The organism is Lysinibacillus sp. PWR01, from assembly GCF_043359455.1.
GTDB classification, from domain to species: Bacteria; Bacillota; Bacilli; order Bacillales_A; family Planococcaceae; genus Lysinibacillus; species Lysinibacillus fusiformis_F.
Genome location: NZ_JBHERJ010000040.1, coordinates 105,382 through 119,802, shown reverse-complemented (window position 1 = coordinate 119,802; position 14,421 = coordinate 105,382). Strand labels below are relative to the sequence as shown.

The window sequence follows — 14,421 nt, the reverse complement described above, 5'->3', positions numbered from 1 at the left end:
CCTTGCAAAGTTGCTTTTTCTGCCGTTGACATCATCTTTTTTCAACAACTCTTTTTAAATAGATGATTACAGTTCTTCTTCATCAAACCCAATCATTTCATCATAAGCAATTTTGACAGCTTCATATACAAATAGACCTGCAAGTGCATGTGGTACAACAATCCGTTGACCTAAATCATTAGGCAATAAACCTCCTTTAATGCGTGTAGAAACGTATGTGTAGGCTAAATCTGCAAGAGGGTTCTCTACACTGGCTATTTCACTAGCCACAGCCGCGAAGGGAATAAATTGTGTATTTAATTTTTGAGCTAACACTAGTGCTTCTTCATCGTGTGCACTTCGAGTAAAAATGCAAACACGATCAGCTTCTGTTAAGCTTGTGTCTGAAGTCCAAGGTGCTAACTTGCTAAACGGTTCAACTGCATGAAGTGCATTTAATTCCACAATCTGCATTTCCCCAAAGCAAGCAAAATAGACAGTTCCTTGGCCAATGGCGGCTTGCGCCAATAACCTTGCAGTCTCCTCAATAGCTTCTTCTTCATTTTGTGTAATTCTTTGTAATAATCCACTTAATTGTGTTGTTAGAATTTTTGACATGTTCCCACCTCTATTCATATTATAGGGGGTAAAAGGTAGAAAGCAAAAGCAGATAATTTATAATACTAGAAGGTATTAAGCTAAAAAAGGAGAATTATACATAATAAAGAAAGTTTTTGTGTAAGAATAAAACTAAAAAGGGCGGAATGAAATGTGAAACGATTACTAATTGTCGATGATCAGCAGGGGATTCGTTTACTTTTAAATGAAGTGCTGAAAAAGGAAGGATATCTTACATATTTAGCAGCTAATGGTTCAGAGGCATTAAAGTATGCAGACGAACAAGAGATGGATTGTGTTTTACTGGACATGAAAATTCCAGGAATGGATGGTATTGAAATTTTGAGACGTTTAAAAGAAAAGTTTCCAAAGCTTCCTGTCTTTATGATGACAGCATATGGCGAGTTGGATGTTGTGCAAGAAGCGTTAGAACTAGGAGCCATTCGTTACTTTACGAAACCGTTTGATATTTTCGAAGTGCGTGATGAGGTAAATAAAGCTTTACAAGTTTAAAAAGCAGGCGGTGGACACACGGCCTGTTTTTTTATGTTGATATAAGACGAATTGGAATGGATATTTCGTTACACTGCACTTCGTTGACCCTGTCGCTCTGTTATACTGCGCTTTCGGGTAGAAAATAATAGCCCCTGCTTTTCAGGGGCGTGGACTTCGTTGCGTTACACTCCACTTCGTCGACCCAGTCGCTCCGTTATACTGCGCTTTCGGGTAGAAAATAATAGCCCCTGTTTTTCAGGGGCGTGGACTTCGTTGCGTTACACTCCACTTCGTCGACCCTGCCGCTCCGTTATACTACGCTTTCGGGTAGAAAATAATAGCCCCTGCTTTTCAGGGGCAAGACTTCTTTGCGTTGCACTGCACTTCGTTGACCCAGTCGCTCCGTTATACTGCGCTTTCGGGTAGAAAATAATAGCCCCTGCTTTTCAGGGGCAAGACTTCGTTGCGTTGCACTGCACTTCGTTGACCCAGTCGCTCCGTTACACTGCGCTTTCGGGTAGAAAATAATAGCCCCTGCTTTTCAGGGGCGTGGACTTCGTTGCGTTACACTCCACTTCGTTGACCCAGTCGCTCCGTTATACTACGCTTTCGGGTAGAAAATAATAGCCCCTGCTTTTCAGGGGCAAGACTTCGTTGCGTTGCACTGCACTTCGTTGACCCTGTCGCTCCGTTATACTGCGCTTTCGGGTAGAAAATAATAGCCCCTGCTTTTCAGGTGCGTGGACTTCGTTGCGTTACACTGCACTTCGTCGACCCTGTCGCTCCGTTATACTGCGCTTTCGGGTAGAAAATAATAGCCCCTGCTTTTCAGGGGCTATTATTTTTGCTATGATTGAGGGGCATGTTTATGTAGAAATAATAGTCCTATGAGGAGGATTTTTAGTATGGCATTAGTATCTATGAAAGAGATGTTAATTAAAGCAAAAGCAGAAGGTTATGCTGTTGGTCAATTCAACATTAACAACCTTGAATGGACTCAAGCAATTTTACAAGCAGCTGAAGAAGAAAAATCTCCAGTGATTCTTGGTGTTTCTGAAGGTGCAGGTAAATATATGGGCGGATTTATTTCTGTTGTTCATATGGTAAAAGGTTTAATGGAATCTTACGGTACTACAGTTCCTGTAGCGATCCATCTTGACCATGGTTCTAGCTTTGCAAAATGTAAAGAAGCAATTGATGCAGGCTTTACTTCCGTGATGATTGATGCATCACATCATTCATTTGAGGAAAATGTGAAAATTACTTCAGAAGTAGTAGAATACGCACATGCTAAAGGCGTTTCTGTGGAAGCAGAATTAGGAACAGTTGGTGGAGATGAAGATGGCGTAATCGGTGGTATTATTTACGCTGATCCAGAAGAATGCCGCAAAATGGTTGAACTAACAGACATCGACTGCTTAGCACCAGCACTTGGCTCTGTACACGGTCCTTACAAAGGAGAGCCAAACTTAGGCTTTAAGGAAATGGAGGAAATCTCTAAATTGGCAGATCTTCCACTTGTTTTACATGGTGGTACAGGTATCCCAACAAAAGATATCCAACGTTCTATTTCATTAGGTACGGCTAAAATCAACGTCAATACTGAAAATCAAATTGAAGCAACAAAAGCAATTCGTGAAATTCTTGACAACGACAAAGTTGTTTACGATCCTCGTAAATTCCTTGGTCCAGCTCGTGAAGCCATTAAAGCAACGGTTATTGGTAAAATTCGTGAATTTGGAAGTGCACAAAAAGCATAATTTTTGCATTTAATATGTTACAAAAGCATAGAAAAATACACATAATAAGAGAAGTGTTGATGCTTTCAATCGACCTTCTCTTGTTTTTGAAATAAAGAAATTTTGGAAAATATTTAATAATATAAGAAAAATGATCAGGAGGAAATAGTATGAAATTTTTCATTGATACAGCAAATTTTGAAGAGATTAAAGAGGCACATGCATGGGGTATTTTATCAGGAGTGACGACAAACCCATCATTAGTTGCTAAAGAAGAGAATGTTTCTTTCCATGATCGTCTTCGCGAAATCGCTGAGCTTGTTGATGGCTCTGTAAGTGGGGAAGTTATTGCACTTGATGCAGAAGGTATGATTAAAGAAGGTTTGGAATTAGCTGCTATTGCTCCAAACATTACAGTTAAACTGCCAATGACACCTGCTGGATTAGAGGCATGTCGTTTCTTTGCAAATAAAGGTATTAAAACAAACGTGACATTAATCTTTAGTGCAAACCAAGCATTGATGGCTGCGCGTGCAGGTGCTACATACGTATCACCATTTATCGGCCGTTTAGATGATATTGGTCAAAATGGTGTTGAGTTAATTGAAACAATTGCAGATATTTTTACAATTCATAATATCGATACGCAAATTATTGCTGCCTCTGTTCGTCATCCGCAACACGTTACAGCAGCAGCTTTAGCAGGTGCACATATTTCAACTACTCCGTTTAAAGTATTAAAGCAGCTTTTCCACCATCCATTAACTGAAAAAGGAATTGAAGGATTTTTAGCGGATTGGAATAAGAGAAAAGGCGAATAATAAGATTATAAAGTGTGTCAATTGCAAAAATACTACTTTCCAATCATGAGGGAGAACGCAAAATGGATGTTTATAAAATTACTGGCGAAAATCGTCTACAAGGTACAATCAAAGTTAGTGGTGCAAAAAATAGTGCAGTCGCCTTAATTCCTGCATCAATTTTGGCGAACTCTCCAGTGACTATTGGAGGGATACCCGAAATATCAGATGCTTGGACGTTAAAGGCTTTATTAGAGGAAATTGGTGGGGAAGTTTCGTTTGAGAATGGGAAAATGACAATCGATCCATCAGAGATGATTGCATTACCTTTACCAAACGGCAACGTAAAAAAGTTACGCGCTTCTTATTATTTAATGGGCGCTATGCTTGGACGTTTCAAAAAGGCAGTCATTGGTTTACCAGGAGGCTGTTTTTTAGGACCACGCCCTATTGATCAACATATAAAGGGCTTTGAGGCTTTAGGAGCTAAAATCACCAATGAGCATGGAGCCATTTATTTACGTGCAGATGAGTTAATTGGGGCAAAAATTTATTTAGATGTGGCAAGTGTCGGTGCAACTATTAATATTATGCTTGCTGCTGTACTTGCTAAGGGACGTACTGTCATTGAAAATGCTGCAAAAGAACCTGAAATAATTGATGTAGCGACACTTCTAACGAATATGGGTGCCAATATTAAAGGTGCAGGTACAAGTGTCATTCGTATTGAAGGCGTAGAAGAGCTACATGGTACTGAGCATACGATTATACCAGATCGCATTGAAGCCTCCACATTTTTGATTATGGCTGCAGCAGTCGGTGATGGTATTACAATTGATAACGTTATTCCACTGCATTTAGAAGCAATCATTGCCAAGCTTCGTGAAATGGGTGTGAAATTCGAAATCGGTGAAGAAAGTATTTATGTACCAAAAACAGATCTCTCCACATTACAGGCAGTGGATGTCAAAACATTGGTATATCCTGGATTGCCAACAGATATTCAGCAACCACTGGCCGTGTTAATGTCACAAGCATTCGGTTCCTCAAAAGTAACAGATACTATTTATACAGCTCGATTTAAGCATATCGATGAGCTTCGTCGTATGAATGCAGATGCTCGTGTGGAAGGAAACACAGCGATTATTAAAGGGCCAAGTAAATTACATGGCTCAACCGTAACAGCTACAGATCTTCGCGCTGGAGCAGCTTTAGTATTAGCTGGACTCTTAGCGGAAGGAGAAACTGAGATTCAGGATATCTATCATATCGAACGTGGCTATAGCTCACTTATTGAGAAATTACGTGATTTAGGCGCTGATATTCGACGTGAAACAATCATGGCACGTGTAGCTGAAACAAAGGAATAATGAGAGCTAAAAGTTTTCAACCAATTATGTTACAATAGAGGTAATTTGAATGTTTTGGCACATAAAGATGCCGATAACGGGAGGCAAAGCAACAATGGAACGTAGTTTATCGATGGAAGTAGTACGAGTAACAGAAGCAGCAGCAATCGCATCCGGGAAATGGATGGGACGCGGTTTAAAAATTGAGGCAGATGATGCAGCAACAACAGCGATGCGAAAAATGTTCGATACAATTCCAATGCATGCTACAGTAGTAATTGGTGAAGGTGAAATGGATGAAGCGCCAATGCTTTATATTGGTGAAGAACTTGGTTTACGAAATGGTGGTCCAAAAGTAGATATTGCAGTGGATCCTTTAGAAGGTACAAATATTGTGGCAAAAGGTACTAATGGTGCAATGACAGTTCTTGCTATTGCAGACAAAGGGAATCTGTTAAATGCACCAGATATGTACATGGAGAAAATTGCTGTAGGGCCAGAAGCAGCAGGCAAAGTAGATATCAATGCTTCAGTCACTTATAACTTATTACAAGTAGCAAAAGCTAAAAATAAAGATATTTCTGATGTTGTGGCTACTCTTTTAGATCGACCACGTCACCAAGCGATTGTTGATGAAATTCGTGAGGCTGGTGCACGTATTAAATTTATCCAAGATGGCGATGTTGGCGCAGCAATCAATACGGCCTTTGATGAAACAGGTATTGATATTATGTTTGGAACAGGCGGCGCACCTGAGGGTGTTATTGCGGCTGTAGCCTTAAAATGCCTTGGTGGAGATTTCCAAGCAAAACTAGTACCTGAAGATGAAGAACAATTAGAACGCTGCACAAAAATGGGTGTGGATGTTGAAAAAGTTCTTTATTTAGATGACCTAGTAAAAGGTGACGATGCTATTTTTGCAGCGACAGCTGTAACAGATTGCGAGCTTTTAAAGGGTGTACAATATAAAGGTGCTTATGCCTTAACCCATTCAGTAGTTATGCGTGCTAAATCTGGTACGGTTCGCTTTGTTGAAGGCCGTCACGCTCTTGAGAAAAAACCTAGATATTAATGTTATTTTCTTCTAAAATATACCTAGTACATCTTTTGTGCTAGGTACCTTCTTCTTAAAATAACCATCCCATATTTTTAAGGCTATGTTTAGTTATATGGTGGAAAGTATATCAATAGTTATTGTTAAACTGAGGCAGCCATATAAGCAATAGCAGAGCCGATCGTAAACTTCAATGATAACCCCATAAAATTGTATTATATTTTGAAAAAGACTGGAGTTGTGCATATGTCTGCATTGACAATCGCTCAATTAGAAAACATGACGTTAAAAGAGCTTTACGCCCTTGCACGCCAATATAAAATTTCATATTATAGCAAGCTAACGAAAAAAGAATTAATATTTGCTATTTTGAAAACGCGTTCAGAGCAAGAGGGCTATTTCTTTATGGAAGGCGTACTAGAAATTGTTTCGCAAGAGGGCTTTGGCTTCCTACGACCAATCAACTACTCACCAAGTAAAGAAGATATTTATATTTCTGCATCTCAAATCCGTCGCTTTGACTTACGTAATGGGGACAAGGTGTCAGGAAAGGTGCGACCACCAAAGGAAAATGAACGCTATTATGGCCTATTACAAGTAGATGCTGTCAATGGTGAAGATCCTGAGGTAGCGAAGGAACGTGTTCATTTTCCAGCACTAACCCCTTTATATCCAAATCGACAAATTAAGCTTGAAACAAACCAACGCAATTTATCGACACGTATAATGGATTTAGTGGCACCTGTAGGCTTTGGACAACGTGGTTTAATTGTGGCTCCGCCAAAGGCAGGGAAAACGTCTTTATTAAAAGAGATCGCGAACGCTATTACAACCAATCATCCACAAGCGGAGTTGATTGTCTTACTGATTGATGAACGTCCTGAGGAAGTGACAGATATTGAACGGTCTGTCAATGCAGATGTTGTTAGCTCGACATTTGATGAAGTACCTGAGAACCACGTGAAAGTGGCTGAAATAGTATTAGAACGTGCACGACGTTTAGTGGAACATAAGCGTGATGTAATTATTTTAATGGACTCCATTACACGTTTAGCGCGTGCTTATAACTTGGTAATTCCTCCAAGTGGACGTACACTTTCTGGTGGTATTGATCCTGCAGCATTCCATAGACCAAAACGTTTCTTTGGTTCAGCTCGTAATATTGAAGAAGGTGGTAGTTTAACAATTTTAGCGACCGCTTTAGTAGATACAGGGTCTCGTATGGATGAAGTTATCTATGAAGAATTTAAGGGAACAGGGAACTTAGAGCTTCATCTTGATCGTCAGTTAGCAGAACGCCGTATATTCCCTGCGCTTGATATTCGTCGTTCAGGTACACGTAAAGAAGAGCTTCTTCTTGAGCCAGAACAACTTGAAAAACTATGGGCAATTCGTAAAACATTTTCTGATGCACCTGATTTTGCAGAGCGCTTCCTGAAAAAAATACGTACAACAAAATCAAATGAAGAATTTTTTGAAAAGCTGAACGAAGATATGAAAAAAGCAACAAAAGGTAAGGGGCTTTTATAAAAGGTATCACCATTGACGAGCAAATTGTCAATGGTGATTTTTTTGTATAAGTTTTATTTTATAAATGTATATTGAAATTGATAATCATTATCAATATAATAGTAAGTAAATATGTATTTTGAAGGAGACGAAGATGAATTATGATGCCTATATGCTTCTTTGGCAAAATGCATTTATCCAGTTGAAGCAAATCGATTACATAAATAAATCAGATGTTCATGTGTCAAAGGTTTTAACATATAGCTCGTTTCTTATTGTCACAGCAGGTGGTGCACAGATTGTCATTGATGATCAACCCTATCATGTGCAGCGCTTCAGTATTTTTCATATAGGAAAATCTCAATGTCTTCAGATTACAGCACAACAGAGTGTTAGCTATTTTCTCATTAGCTATAAAGGGGATGTCATGTACAAAGATGCTTTTATGCAACATTTGCACATGCACTATCAACCATTTCAAACACATTTCTCTTGTGTACCCGCTAATCCGATCGTCATTCACAGCATCCTTCAAGATATGTACAGTAAATGGCAATCTGGCTCTATTCAGGAGCATTTATCTGTAAAGGCCTCCTTCTATGAGCTTATCTACCATGTCTTTCGAGAATTAGCGGAAGGGCAAGGGAAACCACATGAGATGGATAAGGCAGAAGCTGCACGATTGTTTATTAAGCAACACATTCATCAACCACTATCTATACAGACATTAGCAGACATGCTTCAGATTAGTACACGGCATTTATTACGCATCTTTAAAGCGCGTTATGAAATAGGTCCACAAATTTATTTACAACAATTGAGAATAGAGCAAGCTAAGCAGTATTTACTAACCAATCAATATGGCATAAAAGAAATTGCCATTTCTCTTGGGTTTGAAGATGAATATTATTTTAGTCGTGCTTTTAAAAAAGCAACAAATATGGCTCCAAGTAGCTTTAGGCTGAAATATACAGCTAGTATGTCCGAAATTGCCATTACAAATGAGAATCATTTTCAATACAATAATAATCAGCTCGCGCAAGCAAAACGATTTGAGAATGGAGAAAATGAAATCATGATGAGTAAGATGATTCAGCATATAAAGCTACCTTTTTTACTAGGCCTGATTGTGTTACTGGCAGCATGTAATGAAGATACGAGCCAATCTAAGGTTGACGAACAAACTTCGCCTGATACGGCAGAGACTAGAACCGTAACAGATGATAGTGGACGCGAAGTAGAAATTCCAGTGAAGGCAGAGAGAATCGTAACCGATTGGTATCTTGGGCAAATTTTAGCGTTAGATGTTGTACCAGTTGGAGGCGTCACGGCTAACCTTGATTATGCAGCTTTCTTAAAGCAACACTATAAGGATGGGGAAATTACGAATATTGGTACAGATGGTAAGGTATCATTAGAAAAAGTTTTAGAGTTAAAGCCAGACTTGATTATTACTTGGAATGTGGAAGATGTAGCGAAATATGAAAAAATTGCCCCGACAATTGTCTTCGCTGAAGATGCCCATCAGTCAGCGATTGAGGAGATTAAGGCAATGGGAAATTACTTAGGAAGACAAGCAGAGGCTGAGAGCTTTACAAAAGAATTTGACGATCGTATAGCAAAAGCTAAAGAAAAAATCATGGATGTAATTCCAGAAGGATCCACATTTACTATTTATGAAATGTTTGAAAAAAATGCAACGATTGTAGGGCAATCAAGTGTATCAGGCGGTAGAGCACTCTATCAAATTTTGGGCATGAAACCTCAAGAAAAGGTGCAGGAGATTTTTGATACAAAGGAAGCAAGTAATGGACGCTATGAGATTTCCTATGAAGTAGTAGGTGATTATGTAGGTGACTATAACTTCATGATTAATTTCTTTAACAAAGATGGCCAGTTGCCAGCAACATGGACAAATTTAGATGTCGTTAAAAATAATCAAATATTAGAGCTTCCATCTGAATATTATTTTGCTTCTGATCCGCTCTCTGGCTTACATCAAGCTGAAGAACTAGCTGACAAAATAGTTGATTTTACGAAGGCTCATCAACAATAACTGAGAAAACATGAGAGCTATAGCTGATAGCTCATTTATTAGATACGTAAAACGAGATCACAATAGGAGGCTACACCATGTTATTACGGCGCTTTTTTTCATATTATAGGCCCTATAAAGGTTTATTTATTTTAGATTTTAGCTGTGCCATATTAGTGGCACTAATCGAGCTAGCGTTTCCAATTGTTTTAAATAAGGTAATAGATGATATTCTGCCAGATGGGGAAATAAAGTGGATCATTATGGCAAGTTTGTTGCTGTTTGGATTATACATTTTTAACTCCATTCTTCATTTTATCGTTTCGTATTGGGGACATATGCTGGGCATTAATATAGAGACGGATATGAGAAAAGAATCCTTCAGCCATGTACAAAAGCTATCCTTTAGATATTTTGATAACAATAAAACAGGGCATCTTGTTTCTCGTTTAACGAATGACTTAATGGATATTGGCGAACTTGCTCACCATGGTCCAGAGGATATCTTTATTGCAGCAATGACGATTATTGGAACATTCGGTGTCATGTACTATATTGATCCAACCTTTACGATTCTTATTTTCCTACTAGTACCGATCATCTTAATTTTAACCATTATTTTTGGTAAATTAATGTCCAAAGCATTCCGTCAAATGTTTGGAGATATCGCAGATTTCAATGCACGTGTTGAAAACAATGTAAGTGGTATTCGTGTTGTACAGGCTTTTACAAATGAGGATCATGAGATTAAACGCTTTAAAGTAAATAATGAAAGATTCCGTATGACAAAGCTGTTCTCCTATAAAGTAATGGCTTGGAATGAAGCTATTTCAGGCATACTCACGAAGGTCTTATCACTCTTCACTTTATCTGTAGGAGCGTATTTTGTGTTAAATGGACATTTAACAAATGGTGATTTTATCGCATTTATTTTACTGTCAGGCATTCTCTTAGGCCCGATTAACAAAATCAATATGTTTATAGAAAGCTATCCGAAAGGTATGGCAGGATTTAGACGGTATATCGAATTTCTAGAAACGGAACCTGAAATTGCTGATCGTCCAGAGGCAAAAGCGGTTGAGGAAATTGAGGGCGCCATTACTTTCTCAAATGTATCGTTTGGCTACGCTGCCAATAATCGTGCCCTACATCATATTAATTTAAAAGTAAATCCTGGTGAAACCGTTGCCTTGGTAGGTCCATCTGGTGCAGGGAAATCTACAATCTGTAGTTTATTGCCACGTTTTTATGAAGTAAATGAAGGTTCCATCAAAATTGATGGTATTGATATACGAGATTTTAAACTGCAATCTTTACGTTCGCATATTGGGATTGTTCAGCAAGATGTCTTTTTATTCGATGGTACCATTCGTGAAAACATAGCCTATGGTGATTTAAATGCCAGTGAAGAAGATATTTGGTATGCCGCACAACGAGCACAACTGACAGATGTGATCAATGCTTTACCAGAGGGCATGGATACATTAATTGGTGAGCGTGGCGTGAAATTATCAGGTGGTCAAAAACAACGATTATCGATTGCCCGTATTTTCTTGAAAAACCCAAAAATCTTAATACTGGATGAAGCAACATCTGCATTGGACACAGAAACAGAACAAGCTATCCAGCAAGCCCTAAACGAGCTTTCCATCGGTCGTACTACATTAGTGATTGCCCATCGCTTAGCAACAATTAAGGATGCAGACAGAATTGTCGTTGTATCGAAGAAGGGCATCATTGAAGAGGGAACACACGAGCAATTAATGGAACGCCAAAATGCATATTATGGCTTGTATACAGCTCAATTCGGTTTACAAATTTAAAATCAATAGCATTCTCAAAAATGAAAGGAAGTTAAAGATGTCAGTACTCGAAATAGATCATGTTGCGATTGGTTATTCCTCAGCGCTCATCGTCAATGATTTAAGTGTGGAGATTCCGAAAGGGGAAATCTCCACGATTATCGGTCCAAATGGCTGTGGCAAGTCTACTTTACTAAAGGCTGTTGCACGTGTATTACGCACACAAAATGGAGCTGTCTATTTAGATGGCAAAGCTATACACCAATTAAAGACAAAAGAAGTGGCTAAAAGAATGGCTATTTTACCTCAAACAGCAACAGCACCAGGAGGATTAACGGTTTTTGAGCTAGTATCCTATGGTAGGTTTCCGCATCAAGTAGGTTTTGGTACATTGCAAAAGGAAGACTATGAATATATCCATTGGGCTATCGATGTTACGGGGCTAAGGGAATTTAGTGATCGACCAATTGAAGCATTATCAGGTGGTCAGCGTCAAAGAGTGTGGATTGCCATGGCATTGGCGCAAGGCACGGATATTTTAGTACTGGATGAACCAACAACTTATTTAGATTTAGCACATCAGCTTGATATTTTATTGCTGCTGCAAAAACTAAATAAGGAAGAAGGACGAACAATTATCATGGTTTTACATGATTTAAATCATGCATCACGATTCTCTCATTTTATGATGGCCATGAGAGACGGCAATTTAATGGTGAATGGCAGTCCAAAAGAAGTGATGACAAAAGAAAATTTACAAAAGGTATTTAATATCGATGCTGAAATGGCTGTATGTCCCTATAGTAAAAATCCAATCTGCCTATCTTATCAGTTGTACGATATGAAAAAATAAAAGCTAGTTAGTATGGTTATTTGGAAGTTATGAGGAGGAAATAAAATGACTACGTCGACAGGAGTAGGAGAGCTCAACGATTTAGAAGAGCTACAGAAGCGATCCCATCCGATCCGTGGAGTAGTGGCTTTAATCGTAGGAGTTATTGGATTAATATTTGCCATTGGCTTATCAATTTCTTTTGGTGCTGCAGATATTTCATTGGGTACTGTTTGGACAGCAGTTACCCATTTTTCACCAGAATTAACAACACATCAAATTATCCATGATATTCGCTTACCACGGGTACTGGGAGCAGCATTAGTTGGTGCAAGCTTTGCAGTAGCAGGTGCGATTATGCAGGGGATGACACGTAACCCATTAGCTGACTCCGGATTATTAGGCTTGAACTCAGGAGCTGCCTTTATGTTAGCTGTGTGTTTTGCCTTTTTCCCTGGTCTGCCTTATATGTTTTTAATTTTATGGTCCTTTGTAGGTGCAGGTCTTGGTGTTGCTATCGTTTATGGTATTGGCTCACTTTCTAAAGGTGGCTTAACACCTATGCGACTAGTTTTAGCCGGAGCTGCTGTTAGTGCATTACTTGGAGCGCTAGGAGAAGGGATTGCTCTTTATTTTCGTATTGGACAAGACCTAGCATTTTGGTATGCGGGCGGTGTTTCAGGCACAAAATGGAGTCATCTACAAATTTTATCTCCATGGATACTTGTTGCGATGATAGGAGCTCTTATCCTATCGCGTTCCATCACAGTGCTAAGCTTAGGTGAAGAAATTGCAGTCGGGCTTGGGCAACGTACTGCTGTGGTAAAAGTATGGGGAATGATCATTGTTTTAGTTTTAGCGGGTGCAGCAGTATCTGTTGTCGGTGCGGTTGGTTTTGTAGGGTTAATTATCCCTCATTTAACGAGATACATAGTTGGTCATGATTATCGCTGGATTATCGCTTGTTCCTTGGTATATGGAGCATTGCTTGTTGTGTTAGCTGATTTAGTAGCACGTGTGATCAATCCACCTTATGAAACACCAATTGGTGCGCTCATAGCCTTTATCGGTGTACCATTCTTCCTTTATTTAGCTCGAAAAGGAGGAAAAGAACTATGAGTAACAGCTATTTAACACCAAGTCAGCTGAAAGCGAAAAGGAAAAATTTCTCCATTCTTGCTACGCTCATTGTGTTAATCGTTATTACCTTTGTCATAAGTATGAATACAGGGGTAATTAAACTGACACCAATGGAAGTTCTTCGGACACTTTTTGGTCAAGGTGATGCACAACAGCAACTTATTTTATATGAGTTCAGACTTCCAAGAATTGTGATTGCTGTATTAGTAGGTATGGGTTTAGCTATTTCAGGCGCTATTTTACAGGGCATTTCTAAAAATGCTTTAGCAGACCCAGGAATCTTAGGGATTAATGCTGGGGCAGGTCTTGCCGTTATGCTCTATGTGTCATTTTTCCCAACTACGAAAGCAGCGCCAGTTTATTTACTGCCGATACTGGCTTTTGTAGGAGCAGGTTTGACAGCAGTACTGATTTATTCACTTTCTTATCGACGCCATGAAGGTATTACACCAATGCGTTTAATTTTAACAGGGGTAGCTGTGGCAGCAGGGATTAGCTCGGCTATGATTGTGTTAACACTACGTCTATCACCAGAGAATTATCAATTTGTCGCAACATGGCTAGCAGGTAGCATTTGGGGCTCAAATTGGAGATTTGTTCTGTCATTATTACCATGGTTAGTCATCTTATTGCCCTTCGTCTATTCAAAATCACGTGTATTAAACATATTGAATTTAGGTGAATTAACAGCGGTAGGACTAGGTGCTTCAATTGAAAAAGAGCGACGTTGGCTGTTGGCTGCTGCTGTTGGTTTAGCTGGAGCTAGTGTTTCTGTAAGTGGTGGTATTGGTTTCGTAGGACTTGTAGCGCCACATTTAGCTCGACAGCTTGTTGGCGCCAAACACCAATTTTTATTGCCAACTGCAGCATTATTAGGAGGTTTTTTAGTGTTAATGGCTGATACAATCGGTCGTTCGATTTTAGAACCTTCAGAAATTCCAGCAGGGATTGTTGTAGCAGTTTTAGGCGCACCTTATTTCTTATATTTACTAGCACGATTAAAAGAATAAATGGCGCTTTTTCCGTTGTGTAAATAGTATTGCCATCAAGGGAAAATTAGATTAATACT

General features: G+C 39.0%; 12 protein-coding genes. 11 read left to right on the top strand and 1 reads right to left on the bottom strand.

Features of this window, described 5'->3' with window-relative positions:
• Positions 1 to 66: 66 nt before the first annotated feature.
• Positions 67 to 597 (bottom strand): DUF2529 family protein, encoded by a 531-nt coding sequence (locus ACEVFT_RS06235; RefSeq protein WP_393948760.1) that lies wholly within the window; start codon positions 595 to 597, stop codon positions 67 to 69.
• A 153-nt stretch (positions 598 to 750) separates the two neighbouring features.
• On the opposite strand from ACEVFT_RS06235, the gene ACEVFT_RS06230 reads away from it, so the two are divergent.
• From ACEVFT_RS06230 to ACEVFT_RS06180, 11 genes are all read left to right on the top strand, one after another.
• Positions 751 to 1,110 carry a response regulator gene (locus tag ACEVFT_RS06230; protein WP_205446795.1) on the top strand — a complete coding sequence of 120 codons (360 nt, stop codon included), beginning with the start codon at positions 751 to 753 and terminating at the stop codon, positions 1,108 to 1,110.
• Positions 1,111 to 1,997: 887 nt separating this feature from the next.
• Entirely contained in the window at positions 1,998 to 2,852 is an 855-nt protein-coding gene (locus ACEVFT_RS06225; RefSeq protein ID WP_205446796.1) for a class II fructose-bisphosphate aldolase, read from the top strand.
• Between the two features lie 149 nt (positions 2,853 to 3,001).
• Positions 3,002 to 3,652: a fructose-6-phosphate aldolase gene (fsa, locus tag ACEVFT_RS06220; protein ID WP_004269447.1), complete on the top strand. Its 651-nt coding sequence runs from the start codon at positions 3,002 to 3,004 to the stop codon at positions 3,650 to 3,652.
• A gap of 62 nt (positions 3,653 to 3,714) precedes the next feature.
• On the top strand, positions 3,715 to 5,001 hold the full coding sequence (locus tag ACEVFT_RS06215; protein WP_205446799.1) for a UDP-N-acetylglucosamine 1-carboxyvinyltransferase: 1,287 nt from the start codon (positions 3,715 to 3,717) through the stop codon (positions 4,999 to 5,001).
• Between the two features lie 94 nt (positions 5,002 to 5,095).
• The gene (gene glpX / locus ACEVFT_RS06210) at positions 5,096 to 6,052 is read left to right on the top strand and encodes a class II fructose-bisphosphatase (RefSeq protein WP_004269449.1); all 957 of its coding nucleotides are present in this window, start codon (positions 5,096 to 5,098) and stop codon (positions 6,050 to 6,052) included.
• A gap of 228 nt (positions 6,053 to 6,280) precedes the next feature.
• Positions 6,281 to 7,564 (top strand): transcription termination factor Rho, encoded by a 1,284-nt coding sequence (gene rho / locus ACEVFT_RS06205; protein WP_205446801.1) that lies wholly within the window; start codon positions 6,281 to 6,283, stop codon positions 7,562 to 7,564.
• A 133-nt stretch (positions 7,565 to 7,697) separates the two neighbouring features.
• Complete coding sequence (locus tag ACEVFT_RS06200; protein ID WP_393948756.1) at positions 7,698 to 9,599, top strand: AraC family transcriptional regulator; 1,902 nt, start codon at positions 7,698 to 7,700, stop codon at positions 9,597 to 9,599.
• A gap of 77 nt (positions 9,600 to 9,676) precedes the next feature.
• Positions 9,677 to 11,401, top strand: a complete 1,725-nt coding sequence (locus ACEVFT_RS06195; RefSeq protein ID WP_342533847.1) for an ABC transporter ATP-binding protein — start codon at positions 9,677 to 9,679, stop codon at positions 11,399 to 11,401.
• Between the two features lie 37 nt (positions 11,402 to 11,438).
• Positions 11,439 to 12,233, top strand: coding sequence for an ABC transporter ATP-binding protein (locus ACEVFT_RS06190; protein ID WP_205446807.1), 795 nt, complete (start codon positions 11,439 to 11,441; stop codon positions 12,231 to 12,233).
• 45 nt (positions 12,234 to 12,278) lie between these two features.
• Positions 12,279 to 13,331, top strand: a complete 1,053-nt coding sequence (locus ACEVFT_RS06185) for a FecCD family ABC transporter permease (RefSeq protein WP_205446809.1) — start codon at positions 12,279 to 12,281, stop codon at positions 13,329 to 13,331.
• Entirely contained in the window at positions 13,328 to 14,362 is a 1,035-nt protein-coding gene (locus ACEVFT_RS06180) for a FecCD family ABC transporter permease (protein WP_205446811.1), read from the top strand. The genes ACEVFT_RS06185 and ACEVFT_RS06180 overlap by 4 nt, the downstream gene beginning before the upstream one ends.
• Positions 14,363 to 14,421: the final 59 nt, after the last annotated feature.

Coding starts and splice junctions, on each gene's coding strand:
- ACEVFT_RS06235 (WP_393948760.1), bottom strand. CDS start 597: ATGTCAAAAATTCTAACAACACAATTAAGTGGATTATTACAAAGAATT.
- ACEVFT_RS06225 (WP_205446796.1), top strand. CDS start 1,998: ATGGCATTAGTATCTATGAAAGAGATGTTAATTAAAGCAAAAGCAGAA.
- fsa (WP_004269447.1), top strand. CDS start 3,002: ATGAAATTTTTCATTGATACAGCAAATTTTGAAGAGATTAAAGAGGCA.
- ACEVFT_RS06215 (WP_205446799.1), top strand. CDS start 3,715: ATGGATGTTTATAAAATTACTGGCGAAAATCGTCTACAAGGTACAATC.
- glpX (WP_004269449.1), top strand. CDS start 5,096: ATGGAACGTAGTTTATCGATGGAAGTAGTACGAGTAACAGAAGCAGCA.
- rho (WP_205446801.1), top strand. CDS start 6,281: ATGTCTGCATTGACAATCGCTCAATTAGAAAACATGACGTTAAAAGAG.
- ACEVFT_RS06200 (WP_393948756.1), top strand. CDS start 7,698: ATGAATTATGATGCCTATATGCTTCTTTGGCAAAATGCATTTATCCAG.
- ACEVFT_RS06195 (WP_342533847.1), top strand. CDS start 9,677: ATGTTATTACGGCGCTTTTTTTCATATTATAGGCCCTATAAAGGTTTA.
- ACEVFT_RS06190 (WP_205446807.1), top strand. CDS start 11,439: ATGTCAGTACTCGAAATAGATCATGTTGCGATTGGTTATTCCTCAGCG.
- ACEVFT_RS06185 (WP_205446809.1), top strand. CDS start 12,279: ATGACTACGTCGACAGGAGTAGGAGAGCTCAACGATTTAGAAGAGCTA.
- ACEVFT_RS06180 (WP_205446811.1), top strand. CDS start 13,328: ATGAGTAACAGCTATTTAACACCAAGTCAGCTGAAAGCGAAAAGGAAA.